Here is a 14,705-nt window from a genome sequence, read left to right as displayed (position 1 = left end):
AGCAGCCGCGCGACGGCCTGCTCGCGGGTGGGCGCGTGGGCGATCAGGTTGCCGAGCAGCGAGTCGTAGTGCGGCGTGACCTCCAGCCCTTCGAAGAGCGCGTGGTCGAAGCGCAGGCGCGCGCCGCCGTTGCGGCCTTCGCCGCAGGGCGGCGGGCGCAGCAGCTGCACGCGGCCGGTCTGCGGCAGGAAGGCTTCGTCCTCGGCGCACAGCCGCACCTCGATCGCGTGGCCTTGCAGGTTCAGGTGCTCCTGGCGCCAGGGCAGGCGCTCGCCGCCGGCGATGCGCAGCTGCCACTCCACCAGGTCGAGGCCGCTCACCATCTCGGTGACGGCATGCTCCACCTGCAGCCGCGTGTTCACCTCCATCAGCCAGCAGCGGCCATGTTCGTCCAGCAGGAATTCCACGGTGCCCACGCCCACGTAGCCGGCGGCGCGCGCCAGTTCCACCGCCTGCGCGCCCATGCGCTCGCGCAGCGGCGCGTCGACCGCGGGGCCGGGCGACTCCTCGATCAGTTTCTGGTGCCGGCGCTGCACCGAGCAATCGCGCTCGCCCAGGTGCAGGCAGCGGCCGTGCGTGTCGGCGATCACCTGCACTTCGACGTGGCGCGGGCGGGGCAGCGCGCGTTCCAGCAACAGGTGGCCACTGCCGAAGGCCGACTGCGCCTCGGAGCGGGCGGCCTGCAAGGCGGCGGGCAGTTGCGCGGCCTCGCTCACGAGGCGCAGGCCGCGGCCGCCGCCGCCGGCGCTCGCCTTCACCATCAGCGGGAAGCCGATGTCGCGCGCTGCCGCGAGCAGCGCCTCGTCGGACTGGTCGGCGCCGTGGTAGCCGGGCAGGCAGGGAATGCCGCGCGCATGGGCGAGTTCCCGCGCGCCGGCCTTGCTGCCCAGGGCGCGCATGGCCTCGGGGCCGGGGCCGATCCAGGTCAGGCCGGCAGCGAGCACGGCCTGGGCGAACTCCGGGTTCTCGGCCAGGAAGCCGTAGCCGGGATGGACGGCGTCGGCGCCGGCGGCGCGCGCGGCCGCCAGCAGCTTGCCGATGCGCAGGTAGGACTCCGCGGCGGCGTGGCCGCCCAGCGGCCGGGCCTCGGTGGCTTCGCGCACGTGCAGCGCCGTGCGATCGTCCTCGGAATAGACGGCCACGGTCTCCAGCCCGAGCCGGTGCGCCGTGCGCAGGATCCGCGCCGCGATGGCGCCGCGGTTGGCGACGAGGACGCGGCGGATCTTCATTCCTGTGCGGGGCGCCGCTTGGCGACGCCCATCGTCTTGGCCAGGATGCCCAGCATCACTTCGTCGGCGCCGCCGCCGATGGAAGCGAGCCGGCCGTCGCGGAACATGCGCGAGACCTTGTTCTCCCACGTGTAGCCCATGCCGCCCCAGAACTGCAGGCAGGTATCGGGCACCAGCCGGTTGAGGCGCCCGGCCTTCAGCTTCGCCATCGAGGCGAGTTCCAGCACGTCCTCGCCCCGCACGTAGAGATCGCAGGCGCGGTAGGTGAGCGCGCGCAGCGCCTCCACCTCGGTCTTGAGTTCGGCCAGCTTGAACTGCACCCACTGCTGGTCGGCCAGGGTGGCGCCGAACAGCTTGCGCTCCTGCGCCCAGGCTATGGTCCATTGGATGCAGTTGGACAGCGACACCAGGCAACTCGCCGCCGCCCACAGCCGCTCCTCCTGGAACTGCTGCATCTGGTAGACGAAGCCCTGCCCTTCCTCGCCGATGCGATAGCGCTGCGGCACGCGCACGCCGTCGAAGTAGATCAGGCCGGTGTCGCTGCTGTTCATGCCGATCTTGCGGATCTTGCGCGCCACCTCGATGCCGGGGCGCAGCTTGCCGCCCTCGCGCATCGGCACGATCACCAGGCTCTTGTTGCGGTGCGCGGGCCCGTCGCCGGTGTTCACCAGCATGCACATCCAGTCGGCCTGCAGGCTGCTGGTGATCCACATCTTCTGGCCGGTGATCACGTAGTCGCCGCCGTCCCTGCGCGCGCGGCTCGCGATGCCGGCGACGTCGCTGCCCGCGCCCGGCTCGCTCACGCCGAGGCACGCGACCATGTCACCGGCGATGGCCGGCGCCAGGAATTCGCGCCGCAGTTCGTCGCTGCCGAAGCGCGCCAGCGCCGGCGTGGCCATGTCGGTCTGCACGCCGATGGCCATGGGCACGCCGCCGCACTCGATGAGGCCGAGCGCTTCGGCCATCGCCACGGAATACGAGTAGTCCAGCCCCGCGCCGCCGTACTCCGGCGGCTTGGTCAGGCCCAGCAGTCCGAGCTCGCCGAGGCGCTTGAACACCTGGTGCGCAGGAAAGATCTCGGCCGCCTCCCATTCGTCCACGTGCGGATTGACCTCCTCGGCGATGAAGCGCTTGAGCGTCTTCTGCAGCGCGAGGTGTTCGTGGCTGTAATGCATGGGCGGCTCCTCACATGCGGGCGACGCCGAACTGGACCGGGCGCAGCGGCCTGGCCGCCGCCTCGGCGATGGTGTCGAGGCAGAACGCCAGCACGGCGCGCGTGTCGCGCGGATCGATGACGCCGTCGTCCAGCAGCAGGCCCGAGGTGTGGAAGGCATCGGCCTGGGCTTCGAACATCTGAACGATGCGCTCCGACTGCGCCTGCAGCTGCGCCGGATCGGCCGCGGTACCCTTGCGGGCCGCGGCCGCCTCGGTGACGATCTGCATCGTGCGCGCGGCCTGCTCGCCGCCCATCACCGCCGTGCGCGCGCTCGGCCAGCTGAAGAGGAAGCGCGGCGCATAGGCCCGGCCGCACATGCCGTAGTTGCCGGCGCCATAGGAGGCGCCGCACTGGATGGTGAGCTGCGGCACGTTCGCATTCGTCACCGCCTGGATCATCTTGCTGCCGTGCTTGATCATGCCGTCCTGCTCGCTCTGGCGGCCGACGATGTAGCCGGTGGTGTTCTGCAGGTAGACGATGGGGTGCCCGAGCTGGCACATCCAGTGAATGAAGTGCGTGGCCTTGTTGGCGCCGGCCACGTCGATCGGCCCGTTGTTGGCGATGAAGCCCACCTCGTGCCCGGCCAGCCGCCCTTGCGCGCACACCGTCGCCGCGCCGTAGGCCGGCTTGAATTCCAGCAGCGCGCCCTCGTCCACCAGCCGTACCATCACCTCGCGCAGGTCCACCGGCTCGCGCAGGTTGGCCGGCATCAGCGTCAGCAGTTCCTCCTTATTGGGGTCAGATTCCAATTTCGGCGGCGCGGCTTGTGGCTGCGGCGCAACCTGCTGCCAGCCGCTGCGCGCCAGCACCTCGCGCGCGAGGCCCAGCGCATGACGATCGTCTTCGGCCAGGTACTCGCCCAGGCCCGAGACCTGCGTATGCATCTCCGCGCCCCCGAGTTCCTCCTCGATGGCCTCTTCGCCGGTGGCCGCCTTCAGCAGCGGCGGGCCGGCCAGGAAGGCGCGCGAGCGGCCGCGCACCATGATCACGATGTCCGACAGCCCCGGCATGTAGGCGCCACCCGCGGTGCCGGAGCCGTGCTGCACGGTGATCACCGGGATGCCCGCGGCCGAGAGGAGCGCCAGGTTGCGGAACAGCGCCCCGCCCTGCACGAAGGTCTCGACCCGGTAGCGCATCAGGTTGGCGCCGGCGCTTTCGACGAGGTGCAGGAAGGGCAGCTTGTGGGCCAGCGCGATCTCCTGCACGCGCAGGATCTTGTCCAGCCCCATGGGCTGGATGGCGCCGGCGTCGATGCCCGAGTCGCTCGCCACCACCATGCAGCGCACGCCGGAGACGAAGCCGATGCCCGCGAGCATGCCGCCGCCCGGCACCGAAGCCGCGGGATCCTTCTGGTCCTGCAGGTAGCCGGCCAGGCTGCACAGGGGCAGGAAGGGACGGCCGGGGTCGAGCAGCAGGCCCACGCGCTCGCGCGGCAGCAACTGGCCGCGGCGCTCGAAGACCGCGCGCGCCTCGGCCGACTTGTCGGCCGCGCGCTGCTCCAGCGCCCGCCACTGCGCGACGCGTTGCAGCATCGCCTCGCGCCGCTGCTGCGCCAGGGGCGACTGCGGGTCCCAGCCCGAGCGGAAAGCGGTGCCGGTCATGGCGGGCCATGATCGCAGAGGAGCCGTGCCCCGGCAAGCACGCCTCGCAGGCTCATGCTGAACCGCGAAGCGGTGAAGCCCAGCGCGTGCGCCGTTGCTCCCTCGCCCGCGTTACCCCCTATCGCGGCCTCAGCGCGAACCGCACCGTCGGCAGCGACCAGTCCGAGAAATCCGGCCCCAGCGCGATCTCGCCGTTGTCGTGCAGCACGCATTCGTTGCGCCGCAGGGTCAGCTCGCTCGGCGCGCCCTGGAAGCGCACGCAGGTGCCGTTGCTGCTCAGGTCCACCAGCACGAAGCCCTGGTTGTGCCAGTCGATGCGTGCGTGCAGGCGCGACACGCGCGGATCGATGATGAGCAGCTCCGCCTCGCTCGAGCGCCCCAGGTGCACCGGCATCTGCTCGCTGGTGAAGATGCGCATCTGCCCCTGCGAGTGCAGCTCGATCGCGCCGGGCGCCGCACGCGGGCGCAGCGCCCGCGGCGTCTCGAGCGCCGGAATGGTCATCATGTCGGTCGAGGAGTCTTCCTGCCAGTCGATGCGGAACAGGCGCACCGGCCGCTCGCGGCCGCGGATCGGCATGCTGCCCAGCGGATGGAAGCGCGTGCCGGGCGGCGCCGAAGGCAGCTGCTCCACCACGGAATCGGTGGCCAGGATCTGGCGGCCGCCCGAGAGATCCGACAGCCGCGCGGCCACGTTCACGGCGTCGCCGAAGCAGTCGCCGCCCACCTCCACGATCTCGCCGCAGGCCAGCCCCACCTGCAGTTGCAGCCGCGCTGCCGGGCCGTGCCGCGTGCTGCGCCGGGCATGCTCGCGCTGCAGCTGCACCACGGCCTCGATGGCGTCGGCGCCGTCGGGGAAGACCGCCAGCACGCCGTCGCCCAGCGTCTTGACCACCCGCCCGCCATGGGCGATCGCCACCTCCATGATCCAGTCGGTCAACGCGGTAACGGTGCGGGTGGCCGCCTCGTTGCCGAGTTTCTCGAAGACCGCGGTGCTGCCGGTGAGGTCGGCGAACATCACGGTAGGGGTGGCGGCGGCCATGTCGGACAAGTCTAATGGCTGACATCGATTTGCGTGTGGGGGTTGGTGGCACGCGTGCCACGCATCGGGTGCGCAACTGGGGAAGCCGCGGCCCCAAGCTTGGGGATTCCTCCCCAATCCCCGCAGCCCGGCGCTGCCGTGCTCGGCCGCTGTTTCCATCCGTGACAGAGGGCGGCGGCGCATCGGCGGCCCCCGTGGCCCGCCCCTTGCTTGAGCAAGGGAGTCATGGAATCCCTGCGCCGCGTCCACCGCCTGACCTGCCAGCTGCTGCTGGTGTGGTTCGCGCTGTGGGTCGGCGCCGCCGCGGCCTCGCCCATGCTGGCGCACCACGACGCGGATGTCGTCTGCTCCGGCTCCGGCATCGTGCTGCCGACGCCGCAGGGCGACGGCAGCGGCGCCGCGCAGGACCACGAACACGACTGCCGCCTCTGCGTGATGGTCGGCGCGCCCCCGGTTCCCCTGGTGTTCGCGGCGCACGAAGCGCCCGACGACACCCCCATCCTGCAACTGCCGACGCCGGTGCCGAGCCAGGCGCCGGTGCCTTTCCAGCAACGCGGCCCTCCCCAGCTCTGACATCGGGTTCGAGAACTTGAAGCGCCCAAGGCACGCCCGTGCCCGCCGGCCCACCCCTGTCAGAACAACGGAGCCGCTCCCATGCGCAAGAACCGCCTGGCCCTGGCGATGGCCATGGCCTGCCCGCTGCTCGCTGCCGCCCAGGAGGCGCCCGGCAAGTCGCTCGGCGTCGTCACCATCACGGCCGACCAGCCGACCTCGCTGCCGACGCAGATCCCCGCCACGATGGAAGGGATCGCCCGCGAGCAGATCGAGCAGACCATCAACGCCACCGACAGCGAGGACACGCTCAAGTACTTCCCGAGCCTGCTGGTCCGCAAGCGCTACATCGGCGACTACAACCACGCGATCCTCTCCAGCCGCGCCTCGGGCACCGGCAACAGCGCCCGCTCCGCCGTCTATGCGGACGGCATCCTGCTGTCCAACTACCTGGGCAACGGCGTCGGCGGCCTGAGCTTCCCGCCCCGCTGGGGCCTGGTGACGCCGGAGGAGATCGAGCGCGTCGACGTGATGTACGGCCCGTTCTCCGCCGCCTACCCGGGCAACTCGGTCGGCGCCGTGGTGGAGTTCACCACCCGCATGCCGGAGAAGTTCGAGGCCCACGGCAAGGCCAGCTACTCGCTGCAGCCCTTCGAGCTTTACAACACCGACGAGACCTTCCGCGCCTGGGAACTCGCCGCCGGCGCCGGCAACCGCGCCGGCGACTGGGCCTGGTGGTTCAACGTCAACCGCACCGACAGCGAGAGCCAGCCGCTCACCTTCCCGACGCGGCTGGTGTCGCAGGGCACGCCCGGCAACGCGGGCACCCCGGTGACTGGCGCCGTGCTCGATCGCAACAACGCCAACCAGCCCTGGCACGTGCTGGGCACGAGCACGCAGTTCCACACCCGGCAGAACCACCTGAAGGGCAAGCTCTCCTACGACCTCACGCCCGCCGTGCGCGCCGCCTACACGCTGGGCGTGTGGCAGAACCAGTCCTTCGGCAACTCGCAAACCTACCTGCGCGACGCGGCCGGCACGCCGGTCTTCGGCGGCGTGGTCAACATCGGCGGCCGCAGCTTCCCCGCGCTCACGGCGGCCGACTTCCCGCTCACCGACGAGAGCCTCACGCACTTCATGCACGGCCTGTCGGTGAAGAGCCATACGCAAGGCACGTTCGATTGGGAGATCGCGGCCAGCCTGTACGACTACGACAAGGACCTCAAGCGCCAGACCGCGGGCAGCAACCTTCCGCCCGCGGCGCGCGACGGCGGCCCCGGCACCATCGCGGACGGCAGCGGCACCGGCTGGAACACGCTCGCGGTGAAGGGCACGTGGCGTCCCTTCGGCACCAAGGGCGCCCACATCGTCGATGCGGGCCTGCAGCAGGACAGCTACAAGCTCGATTACGTGACCCATGCCGCCGTGGGCAGCTGGCTCAGCGGCCCGCCCGGCGCACTGGTCAGCGATGTCGGCGGCCGCACGCGCCTGCGCAGCGCGTGGGCCCAGGATGCGTGGGCCTTCGCGCCGGACTGGAAGACGGTGCTCGGCGGCCGCTTCGAGCACTGGCAGGCCTACCAGGGCCGCACGCGCACTCCTGCGCTCACGACGCTCTATCCCTCGCGTTCGGAGAACCACTTTTCGCCCAAGGCCGCCGTGTCCTGGCAGTTCCAGCGCGAGACGCTGCTGAAGGCGGCCCTCGGGCGCGCCGTGCGCTTCCCCACGGTGCAGGAGCTGTATGGCGCCACCAGCACGGCGAACGCGCAGTTCCTCAACGACCCGGAGCTGCGTCCCGAGCGCTCCTGGACCTTCGAGCTCAGTGCCGAGAAGCCCTTCGGCAACGTGCTCACGCGCCTGACGTACTTCGCCGAGCGCACCCGGGATGCGATCTTCTCGCAGACGATCTTCGACCCGCTGGCCAACCGCAACGTCTCGCGGGTGCAGAACGTGGGCCGCATCGACACGCAGGGCCTGGAACTGGTCGCCAACGGCACCGAGGTCTTCACGCCCGGGCTGGACGTGCAGGGCAGCATCACCTACGCGCACTCCATCATCAAGGAGAACGACGGCTTCGTCGCCACGCCCGGCGACACCATCGGCAAGCGCCAGCCGAACATCCCGCGCTGGCGCGCCACCGTGCAGGCCGCCTACCGCTGGACGCCGCAGCTCACCACCAGCGTGGCAGCGCGCTACAGCGGCAGCCAGTTCCGCACCCTCAACAACAGCGACGTCAACGGCTTCACCTACCAGGGCGTGAGCCGGTTCTTCGTGGTGGACCTGCGCGCCCGCTGGCAGGCGACGCGGACCACGTCGTTCGCCTTCGGCATCGACAACGTCAACAACGACAAGTACTGGAACTTCCACCCCTACCCGCAGCGCAGCTACGTGCTGGAAGCCAAGGTGGACTTGTAAGGAGACCGACGCCATGCACACGCCCGCCTCCGTGATCGCCCGCCGCCGCAGCCTGTTCCTGCGCGTCCACTTCTGGGCCGCGCTGATCGCCTCGCCCTTCGCGATCCTCGCCGCGCTGACCGGCCTGCTGTACGTGTTCACGCCGCAGATCGAGGCGGTGCTGCACGGCGACCTCGACCGCGTCGCCGCTTCCGGGGCGCAGCGGCCGCTGGACGAAATCGTGCGCGCGGCGCAGGCCGTCGCGCCGGAAGGCCAGCACCTCAAGACCGTGATCGTGCCGGGGCGCGCGGACACTTCCGTGCAGGTGGTGTTCAGCCCGGCGCGGCATGCACTGGGGGGTGGCGAGCATGCGGGACATGGCGCGCCGGCGGCGGCGGTGCAGGTTGCGGCGGCCGCGCACGCGGGCCACGAGGGGCATGCCGGTCATGAGGGGCATGCGAAGCACACCGGCCACGAGTCGCACGGCGTCGATGCGGACAGCATTCCCGCGCCGATCGTCCACGTCACGACCGCCACCACCGGCGGCGACCGCCTGCCGCGCGGCACCGTGGTCTACGTCGATCCCTCCAATGCGAGCGTGCTGGGCAGCCTCGCCGAGATGGATCGCTTCAGCATGTGGTCCAAGCGCCTGCACTCCTCGCTGCTGCAAGGCGACGACTGGCGCTGGATGATCGAGCTGTCCGCCAGCTGGATGATGGTCATGCTGCTCACCGGCATCTGGCTCTGGTGGCCGCGCGGCCAGGCGCGCGCCCTGCCCGAGGCCGGCGTCCGCGGCCGCAGCGGCTGGAAACAGTGGCACGGCTTCGTCGGCGTGGCGCTGTGCGTGATGAGCCTGGCCATCCTGGCCACCGGCCTCACGTGGAGCAAGTACGCGGGCGCCCAGGTGCGCAGCTTCCGCGACGCCATCGGCCAGGCGCCGCCCGCGCCGCCCAAGGGCCTGCAGTCCGGCGCCGCCGCGGGTCGGCAGCCGCTGGCCTGGCAGGCGATCCTGCAGGCCGCGCGCGCGCAGGCCCCCGGCATCACGCTCGTGATGACACCGCCGCGCACGCCGCAGGGCGTGTGGCGCATCGCGAGTTCCGAGCAGACCGCGCCCACGCAGAAGGTCAACCTGGTGCTCGATGCCTACAGCGGCCGCCCGCTGTTCGAGGCGCACTGGCAGGACCAGACCGCCTTCGCCAAGGCCACCGCCATCGGCATCCCCTTCCACCGCGGCGAGTTCGGCCTGTGGAACCAGGCGCTGCTGTTCGTGTTCGGCACCGGCGTGCTGTTCTCGCTCGCCTCCGGCTGGGTGATGTTCGCGCTGCGACGGCGCCAGGGCGGCGCCGTGCTGCCGCGCCTGCTGCCCGGCGCCTGGAGCGCGCTGCCGGTGGCCGGCTGGTTCGCGTGCGCGCTGCTGCTGGTGGCGATGCCCTTGTTCGCGCTCTCGGGCGCTGGCGTCGTCCTGTTCGAGATCGTGCTCGCGTGGCGCGACCGCACTTCGCGCATGGTTCTTGCGCAAGGGTGAACGCCGTGAAGACCCAGCGCAATCTCCTCGTGGCGGCCGGCGTGTTGCTGCTGCACGTGGGCGGCGTGTGGGCGCTGCAGGCGGGGCTGGTGCGCCGCGCCGTCGAGAGCGTGGTGCCCGAAACCATCATGGCGGTGCTGATCGAGCCGGAGCCGCCGCAGGAGCTGACGCCGCCGAAGGCGGTGGAATCGCCGCCTCCGCCGCCGGTGGTGCACAAGGTCGCCAGGCGCGCACCGCCGCCGCCTGCCCCCGCACCGAGGCCGCTGCCCAAGCCGAGGCCGGCACCGCAACCGGTGGCCCAACCCACGCCCGCGCCCGCCCCGGCGCCCGAAGCACCTGTGGTCACGCCCACGGAAGTGGCACTCGCGCCGATCCCGCAGCCGGCGGTGCAAGCCGCGCCGCCTGCGCCGCCCGCCCCGCCCGCGCCCGTCGTCGTGGCCAAGGCCGCACCGGCCGCGCCCACGCCGGTGGAACTGCCGGTGAGCGACGCCGACTACCTGCAGAACCCCCGCCCCGCCTACCCGCCCATCAGCCGCAAGCTGCGCGAGCAGGGCAAGGTGGTGATCGACGTGCTGATCGGCGCGGACGGCAGCGCGCAGCAGGCCAAGGTGTCGTCGTCGAGCGGTTTCGACCGGCTCGACGCCGCGGCGCTCGCCACCGTGCAGCGATGGCGCTACGTGCCCGGCAGGAAGGGCGGCGTGGCGACCGCCATGTGGTTCAGCGTTCCCATCAACTTCGTCCTGGAGTGATTGCCATGCATCCTCATTTCGGCCTCGTCAACGTCTGGTCCGAGGGCGACCTCGTCACCCGGGGCGTCTTCCTGCTGCTCGGAGGCATGTCGCTCGCCTCCTGGGCGGTGATCGCCGTCAAGGCGCTCGACCAGCGCCGCTGCGCCCGCCAGGCGAAAGCGGTGGACAGGTTCTGGAGCGCGCCCGACCTCGCCTCCGGCCTGAACGAGCTCGGCCCCGACGAGGAGAACCCCTTCCGGGCCCTCGCACTCGAGGGCCGCGATGCCTCCGCCCACCTGGGCCAGGGCGACGCGCGCGCGCGCCTGCAGGACGGCATGGACGCGAGCGACTGGGTCACGCGCTGCCTGCGCAACGCCATCGACGACTGCACGGCGCAACTGCAGGCCGGCCTCGCGATCCTCGCTTCCGTGGGATCCACCGCGCCCTTCGTCGGCCTGTTCGGCACGGTCTGGGGCATCTACCACGCGCTGATGTCGATCGGCGTCGCCGGCCAGGCCACCATCGACAAGGTGGCCGGCCCGATCGGCGAGGCGCTGATCATGACGGCGCTGGGCCTGGCGGTCGCCATCCCCGCGGTGCTGGGCTACAACGCCCTGGTGCGCGGCAACAAGGCGGTGCTGCACAAGCTCAATCGCTTCGCCCACGACCTGCATGCCTACTTCGTGACCGGCGCACGCGTCGCCGCCAGCGAACGCAGGGTCGTGCAGCTGAAGAAGGCCTGAGGAGCACGCCATGGCCTTCGGCACCCAGGACGATGCCTCCGAGGTGATGAACGAGATCAACATGACGCCGCTGGTGGACGTCATGCTGGTGCTGCTGATCGTCTTCATCATCACCGTGCCGGTGATGAAGCACGCCGTGAACATCGACCTGCCGCGGGCGGACAACCACGCGCAGGAAACCAGACCGCACACCGTGCGCCTGAGCGTCGACGCGCAGGGCACCTACTACTGGAACGAGGCGAAGCTGGACGACTCCGAGCTCGAGTCGGTGCTGGCCATGGAAGCCTCGAAGGACCCGCAGCCCGAACTGCACATCCGCGGCGACAAGGCGGTGCGCTACGAGAAGGTTGCCCGCGCGATGGCGGCTGCCCAGCGTGCGGGCCTGCACAAGATCGGCTTTATCACTGAACCGGGAGCGAAACGATGAACGCAATGCATGACCCCCACCCTACCCGCCGTACGCTGCTGCTGGGCGGCCTCGCCCTGCTGGCCGGCTGCGACCACCAGCCGCGCGCCAGCTTCAAGGGCGTGGACCTCGCGGACGCCACCTACAGCGGCGCCTTCCGCCTGCAGGACCCGCAGGGCCGCGAGCGCACGATCGCCGACTACCGCGGCCGGGTGGTGCTGCTGCACTTCGGCTTCACGCAGTGCCCCGACGCCTGCCCCACCGCGCTCGCGCGCGCCGCGGAGATCCGCCACGTCATGGGCAACGACGGCGACCTGGTGCAGGTGCTGTTCGTCACGCTCGATCCGGAGCGCGACACGCCGGCCATGCTGAAGGCCTACACCGCCGCCTTCGACCCGAGCTTCATTCCGCTGTGGGGCGACGCGCAGGCCATCAAGGCGACGGCCGACAACTTCAAGGTGTTCTACCGGAAGGTGCCCACCGGCTCCTCGTACACGATGGACCACTCGCTGCTGTCCTATGCCTTCGACACGCGCGGCCAGCTGCGCGTGGCGCTGCGCCACGCGATGCCGGCCGAGGACTGCGCGCACGACCTGCGCCAGCTGCTCGCGTAGGGAGCGCGCCATGCACCGATTTGCGATCGCGCTGGCCGCGCTGCTGGCCGCCGCCTCGGCGGGCGCCGAGGTGACCGTGCAGGACGCGTGGGTGCGGGCCACCGTGCCGGGCCAGAAGTCCAGCGGCGCCTTCATGCAGCTGACCTCCACCACGGATGTCACGCTGGTCGGCGCCCGCTCGCCCGTCGCCGGCGTGGTGGAGATCCACGAGATGGCGATGGACGCCAACATGACCATGCGGATGCGCGCCGTGCAAGGCATCCCCCTGCCCGCCGGCAAGCCCGTGGCGCTGAAACCGGGCGGCTATCACGTGATGCTGCTGGACCTGAAGGAGCCCATGCAGGCCGGGCAGAAGGTGAAGCTCAGGCTGCTGTTGAAGGACGCGAAGGGAGAGATGGACGACGTCGATGTGGAGGTGATGGTGAAGCCGCTGAATGCGAAGTTGTGATGGTGCGGCTTGGGCGAATCGTAGGCTGGTGCGGACGCGCGCGAAGCGCTGGAAGCCCAGCGATCGGCGAGCGCAGCGAAACTGGGTTCCTGCGCGCGATGCGCGCGTCAGCACCAGCCTACGAATCCGCTTCGCGCGACGCACGCCTTGCCCGCTCTTCCATCAACGCCCGCTCGCGCGCGTTGCCCGCCAGCGCCGCGGCTTCGAGGAAGGCGGCGCGGGCCTCTTCGTGACGCCCGAGTTTCTCCAGCAGGTCGCCATGCACGCCGGGCAACCACTGGTAGCGCCGCAACGTGGGATCCGACCGCAGCCGCTCCACGATCGGCAGGGCGGCGGCGGGGCCCTGTGCCTGCGCCACGGCGACCGCGCGATTGAGTTCGACCACCGGCGACGGCGCCACTTCGGCCAGCGTGCCGTACAAGGCCGCGATCCGCGCCCAGTCCGTCTCCGCACTCGACGCCGCGCGCGCATGGCAGGCCGCGATCGCAGCCTGCAGCGCGTACACCCCGCGCGCGCCGCCCAGCGCCTCGGCGCGTTCCAGAGCCGCGAGGCCGCGGCGCACCAGCAGCGGATCCCAGCGGCGCCGGTCCTGCTCGGCCAGCAGGATGGGCCGGCCCTCGGCGTCGGTGCGCGCGGCCATGCGCGAGGCCTGCAGTTCCATCAGGGCCGCGAGGCCGTGCACCTCGGGCTCGCGCGGCGCGATGCCGGCCAGCATGCGGCCTAGCCGCAAGGCCTCCTGCGCGAGTTCGGGCCGCATCCAGTCGCTGCCCGCCGTGGCCGTGTAGCCCTCGTTGAAGATCAGGTAGATCACCTCCAGCACCGAGGCGAGCCGCGGTGCCAGTTCCTGGCCGTGCGGCACTTCGTAGGGCACGCGCGCGTTCGCCAGCGTGCGCTTGGCGCGCACGATGCGCTGCGCGATGGTGGGCTCCGGCACCAGGTAGGCCCGCGCGATCTCGTGGGTGGTGAGGCCGCCCAACAGGCGCAGCGTGAGCGCCACCCGCGCCTCCGCCGGCAGCACCGGATGGCAGGCGGTGAAGATCAGGCGCAGCAGGTCGTCGCCGATGTCGTCCTGCCGGGCCGCATCCAGCGCGTCGACGAAGTCGGGCACGACCAGCGCCTCCTGGGCTTCCAGGTCGTGGCCCACCTGCTCCAGCTTCTCGCCCTGCATCTTCGCGTGGCGCAGGTAATCCAGCGCGCGGCGCTTGGCGGTGGTCATGAGCCAGGCCGCCGGCTGCTCGGGAATGCCCTCGCGCGGCCAGTGCTCCAGCGCGGCGACCAGGGCGTCCTGCGCCAGTTCCTCGGCCACCCCGACGTCGCGCACCATCCGCGCCACGACGGCGGTGATGCGCGCCGCATCGAGCCGCCAGACCGCGGCGATCGCCTGGTGGGTGGCCGAGTGCATGGGCTCAGGCTTGCGGCGGCGCCGCGTTCGGGTCCATCCACACCAGCTCCCAGACGTGGCCGTCCGGGTCCTCGAAGCCATGGCCGTACATGAAGCCGTGGTCCTGCGGAGCGTTGGGGGCCTTGCCGCCGGCGGCGAGCGCCTTCTTCACCAGTTCGTCCACCTCGGCGCGGCTCTCGCACGAGAGGCAGACCAGCACCTCGGTGCTCTCGCGGGCGTCGGCGATCGGCTTCCTGGTGAAGGTCTGGAAGAAGGGTTCGACCAGCAGCATGACGTAGATGGTGTCCGAGACCACCATGCAGGCGCCCTGCTCGTTGGTGAACTGCGGATTGAAGGAAAAACCGAGCGCGCCGAAGAAGGCCTTGGAACGCTCCATGTCGCGGATCGGCAGGTTGACGAAGATCTGGCGGGCCATGGTGGTGGGACTCCGTGTTCAGGGATGGATCGCGCGTCAGCGGATGCCGATGTCGCGGAAGCGCTCGGCGGTCTTCGCCTCGAGCTGGTCCTCGAAATCCTCCAGCTCGTACAGTTGGCGCACCTCGATGTGGCAGGGGATGCCCTCGCCCACCGGGTTGGGGAAGCGGCGCGACCACTCCAGCGCCTCGTCGCGGCTGCGGGCCTGGATCAGCGTGTAGCCGGCAATCAGTTCCTTGGTCTCCGCGAACGGGCCGTCGACGATGGTGCGCTTGCCGCCTTCGTACTGCACGCGCCAGCCCTTGCTGCTCGGTTGCAGGCCCGAGGCATCCAGCAGCGCGCCGGCGCGGGCCAGTTCCTCGTGGTAGGCGGCCATGGCCTGGAACATCTTCTCGCT

At 71.1% G+C, this 14,705-nt stretch carries 15 protein-coding genes; 8 read left to right on the top strand and 7 right to left on the bottom strand.

Annotation, left to right across the window (positions count from 1 at the left end; translation table 11 throughout):
• From VFM98_RS02285 to VFM98_RS02270, 4 genes are all read right to left on the bottom strand, one after another.
• On the bottom strand, positions 1 to 1,229 hold a 1,229-nt coding region (locus tag VFM98_RS02285; RefSeq protein WP_414708973.1), incomplete at its 3' end, for an acetyl-CoA carboxylase biotin carboxylase subunit.
• Complete coding sequence (locus tag VFM98_RS02280; protein WP_325108267.1) at positions 1,226 to 2,404, bottom strand: acyl-CoA dehydrogenase family protein; 1,179 nt, start codon at positions 2,402 to 2,404, stop codon at positions 1,226 to 1,228. The genes VFM98_RS02280 and VFM98_RS02285, both read right to left, overlap by 4 nt.
• A 10-nt stretch (positions 2,405 to 2,414) precedes the next feature.
• Positions 2,415 to 4,046, bottom strand: coding sequence for an acyl-CoA carboxylase subunit beta (locus tag VFM98_RS02275; protein ID WP_325108266.1), 1,632 nt, complete (start codon positions 4,044 to 4,046; stop codon positions 2,415 to 2,417).
• Between the two features lie 118 nt (positions 4,047 to 4,164).
• Positions 4,165 to 5,085, bottom strand: a complete 921-nt coding sequence (locus VFM98_RS02270; protein ID WP_325108265.1) for an adenylate/guanylate cyclase domain-containing protein — start codon at positions 5,083 to 5,085, stop codon at positions 4,165 to 4,167.
• Between the two features lie 225 nt (positions 5,086 to 5,310).
• Here VFM98_RS02270 and VFM98_RS02265 point away from each other — a divergent pair, with 225 nt between their 5' ends.
• From VFM98_RS02265 to VFM98_RS02230, 8 genes are all read left to right on the top strand, one after another.
• Positions 5,311 to 5,658 carry a DUF2946 family protein gene (locus tag VFM98_RS02265; protein ID WP_325108264.1) on the top strand — a complete coding sequence of 116 codons (348 nt, stop codon included), beginning with the start codon at positions 5,311 to 5,313 and terminating at the stop codon, positions 5,656 to 5,658.
• A gap of 81 nt (positions 5,659 to 5,739) precedes the next feature.
• Positions 5,740 to 8,049: a TonB-dependent receptor gene (locus tag VFM98_RS02260; protein ID WP_325108263.1), complete on the top strand. Its 2,310-nt coding sequence runs from the start codon at positions 5,740 to 5,742 to the stop codon at positions 8,047 to 8,049.
• Positions 8,050 to 8,062: 13 nt separating this feature from the next.
• The gene (locus tag VFM98_RS02255; protein WP_325108262.1) at positions 8,063 to 9,553 is read left to right on the top strand and encodes a PepSY-associated TM helix domain-containing protein; all 1,491 of its coding nucleotides are present in this window, start codon (positions 8,063 to 8,065) and stop codon (positions 9,551 to 9,553) included.
• A gap of 5 nt (positions 9,554 to 9,558) precedes the next feature.
• Positions 9,559 to 10,302 carry an energy transducer TonB gene (locus VFM98_RS02250; protein ID WP_325108261.1) on the top strand — a complete coding sequence of 248 codons (744 nt, stop codon included), beginning with the start codon at positions 9,559 to 9,561 and terminating at the stop codon, positions 10,300 to 10,302.
• A gap of 5 nt (positions 10,303 to 10,307) precedes the next feature.
• Positions 10,308 to 11,024, top strand: coding sequence for a MotA/TolQ/ExbB proton channel family protein (locus tag VFM98_RS02245; protein ID WP_325108260.1), 717 nt, complete (start codon positions 10,308 to 10,310; stop codon positions 11,022 to 11,024).
• A gap of 10 nt (positions 11,025 to 11,034) precedes the next feature.
• The gene (locus VFM98_RS02240) at positions 11,035 to 11,451 is read left to right on the top strand and encodes a biopolymer transporter ExbD (RefSeq protein WP_325108259.1); all 417 of its coding nucleotides are present in this window, start codon (positions 11,035 to 11,037) and stop codon (positions 11,449 to 11,451) included.
• Between the two features lie 5 nt (positions 11,452 to 11,456).
• Positions 11,457 to 12,044: an SCO family protein gene (locus tag VFM98_RS02235; protein WP_325108258.1), complete on the top strand. Its 588-nt coding sequence runs from the start codon at positions 11,457 to 11,459 to the stop codon at positions 12,042 to 12,044.
• 10 nt (positions 12,045 to 12,054) lie between these two features.
• Positions 12,055 to 12,492: a copper chaperone PCu(A)C gene (locus VFM98_RS02230; protein ID WP_325108257.1), complete on the top strand. Its 438-nt coding sequence runs from the start codon at positions 12,055 to 12,057 to the stop codon at positions 12,490 to 12,492.
• A gap of 118 nt (positions 12,493 to 12,610) precedes the next feature.
• Here VFM98_RS02230 and VFM98_RS02225 read toward each other — a convergent pair whose 3' ends face one another.
• The 3 genes from VFM98_RS02225 to VFM98_RS02215 form a co-directional block, all read right to left on the bottom strand.
• The gene (locus VFM98_RS02225) at positions 12,611 to 13,894 is read right to left on the bottom strand and encodes an RNA polymerase sigma factor (RefSeq protein WP_325108256.1); all 1,284 of its coding nucleotides are present in this window, start codon (positions 13,892 to 13,894) and stop codon (positions 12,611 to 12,613) included.
• Positions 13,895 to 13,898: 4 nt separating this feature from the next.
• Entirely contained in the window at positions 13,899 to 14,309 is a 411-nt protein-coding gene (locus VFM98_RS02220) for a VOC family protein (RefSeq protein WP_325108255.1), read from the bottom strand.
• 36 nt (positions 14,310 to 14,345) lie between these two features.
• A partial coding sequence (locus VFM98_RS02215) for a YciI family protein (protein WP_325108254.1) occupies positions 14,346 to 14,705 on the bottom strand: 360 nt, incomplete at its 5' end.

Origin of the sequence: Ramlibacter sp. (assembly GCF_035706265.1) — a bacterium.
Taxonomy (GTDB): domain Bacteria; phylum Pseudomonadota; class Gammaproteobacteria; order Burkholderiales; family Burkholderiaceae_C; genus Ramlibacter.
Note: the sequence above shows the minus strand (reverse complement) of the source record. Positions and strands in the feature narration are given on the sequence as shown.